A 2,627-nucleotide genomic window follows, 5' to 3' on the forward strand; every position below is an offset into this window, starting at 1 on the left:
CCCTTCGCGCATTGCCTGTATAAGCTCTCGATCGTGCCACTGTGCCGCAGCCAAGGCGTCGAAATTCCCCAAGAGAAAACGTGGCATGACGCCCCTCCTCCCCGGATCATGCGATGCATCTATATTGCAAATAAAAAGAATTATCATTAGCATAAAGATTCAAAACCCATAACAGCAAATCATCACGTCACATCCAGCAAGGGGATATCGGTTACCATGCAAGCCTTCCAACGACCACGACATAGGCAGCTCTCACTGCTCCCATTGGTGCTCGTCTCTGCTCTGCCGGCCACGGCACTGGCCCAAGCCTCCACGAGCACAGAATCGCAAGATTCCAACGACCAGGGGCTAGATCCACTGGTCATCACCGCGACCCGCAATCGCAGCAGCGAAGGCGAGACCCCGCAGAGGGTCACCGTCATCAACCGCGAGCAGATCGAGCAGCAACTGGCGATCACACAGGATCCCGGCCAGGTACTTAGCAACCTAATCCCCTCCTACTCGCCCAGCCGTCAAAAGCTATCCAATGCAGGCGAAACCTTCCGCGGTCGTTCAGCCCTTTTCATGATCGACGGCGTGCCACAGTCCAACCCGCTGCGTAATGGCAGCCGCGACAGCTACACCATCGATCTTTCCATGGTCGAGCGCATCGAAGTTATTCATGGCGCCAACGCCGAACAAGGCCTCGGCGCGACCGGCGGCATCATCAACTACGTGACCAAGCGCCCCGAAGGCGCCGGGGTAAGCCAGCATGTCGGCGTCAGCTTGACCAGTGACGACGATTTCGAGTCGGAAGGTTTCGGCCACAAACTGGACTACCGTCTCAGCGGCCAGACCAGCGATTGGGACTATATGTTCGCCGCTAGTCGCCATAAACGCGGTGTCTTCTACGACGGCAACGATGACGAAGTAGGCATTGCCTATCCCGGCGAGTCGCAGAACTCCGAGAGCTATGACTTGATGGCCAAGGCGGCTTATTGGATCGACGACAACCAGAATGTCGAAGTGTTGATCAATCGCTTCGAGCTCGAAGGCGAAGGTGACTACGTACCAGTGGCCGGCGATCGTGACGCCGGCGTTGCCACCACCGCACGCAAGGGAGATCCGGATGGCGATCCCAGTTATAACAAGGTCACCACTGCCCAGTTGTCCTACGAGAACCGTGACTGGCTTGGCAATGAGTTGAATGCCCAGCTCTATACCCAGCGTTTTCGCGCCCAGTTCGGTGTCAGTTCCGGCTCATTCCCCTACACGGACGACGCGGGCAATACCCGCTATGACCAGACACGCAACGAGTCCAACAAGCTCGGCGCCAAGTTCACTTTAAGCCGCGATGGCCTGCTCGACGATCGCCTCAAGCTGACTACTGGTATCGACCTGCTGCAGGATGATACCCGCCAGATGCTGGTCCAAACCGATCGCACTTATGTGCCGGAAACTCGCTTCCGCAATGCAGCAATGTTCCTCCAAGGGGACTACTCCCTGACCGATGCGCTCAGCTTGCATGCTGGGGTTCGCCAGGAATATGCCGAGCTAGAAGTCGACGACTTTTCGACCATCGATCGCAGCAACGTGACTCAAGACAACGTCAGCGTCGAAGGTGGCAAGCCCGACTTCAACGAGACGCTCTATAATGCGGGCATCGTCTATCAGGCCACCGACTGGGCACAGGTCTATGCCAACTATTCCGAAGGCTTCGGCATGCCCGATGTAGGCCGGGTACTGCGTGGCCTCGATACGCCCGGTCAGGGTGTCGACTCTCTGCTGACGCTGCAGCCTCTCGTCACCAAAAACCGCGAGATCGGCATGCGCTTCGACTGGGATCGCTATGGCCTTGAGCTGAGCTACTATGAATCGGACTCCGACTATGGCGACCGCCTCTCCGAGGAAAACGGCACCTGGGTCGTTAACCGTGAAAAGACCGAAATCCAAGGCTACGAGATCACCGGCGATGCCCAGGTGAATGACGCTCACAACTTGCGACTTACCTACACCCACGCCGAGGGCAAGTCGGACCAAGACGGCGACGGCAGCGTGGATACTAAGCTGACCGGCATCAACATTGCGCCGGACACTCTCAAGCTGGCCTGGAGCGCCGCCTGGAACGAAAAACTCTCCTCGCACCTGCAGTACAGCCGCTACTTCGACCGCAGCGTCGACGACCCCGAGCTCGAATTCGACGGCTACGGCCTGATCGACGCCTCGCTGGCTTATAGCCTGCCAGTGGGCCGTACCAGCCTGGGCGTGGAAAACCTCACCGACGAGGACTACTTCACCTATTATTCCCAGGCAGCGAGGGTCAGCGACGAGTATTACTTCAAGGGCCGGGGACGCACTTTCACCTTGAGCTACCAGCTCGACTTCTAAGCAAAAAACATCTGGTTGATCGGGCTTGTTGAGCGGCGCCTCCATGGCGCCGCTTTTCGTGGCGTATCGTATTTTCCGAAAAGCGCGGCACAGACGCGCCAGCCTCTAACTCGAGGCCGCCTTATCGAAAAAAATCGCATTTGATAATGCTTTGCATTAAACTTTGCAGCATGCCATCATTTTACTCCACTCCATGACGCATTCCTGATTCGCGTTATGCGAGGGCGATGCCTTCTCTGCTCCCATCAAGTGAGTATCCA

General features: G+C 57.1%; 1 protein-coding gene. It reads left to right on the forward strand.

Annotated elements, in window-relative coordinates:
- The first annotated feature begins 216 nt into the window (after positions 1–216).
- Complete coding sequence (locus OP495_RS17090; protein WP_280570944.1) at positions 217–2,367, forward strand: TonB-dependent receptor; 2,151 nt, start codon at positions 217–219, stop codon at positions 2,365–2,367.
- Positions 2,368–2,627: the final 260 nt, after the last annotated feature.

Origin of the sequence: Chromohalobacter sp. 296-RDG (genome assembly GCF_029889885.1) — a bacterium.
In the GTDB taxonomy this organism is placed as follows: domain Bacteria; phylum Pseudomonadota; class Gammaproteobacteria; order Pseudomonadales; family Halomonadaceae; genus Chromohalobacter.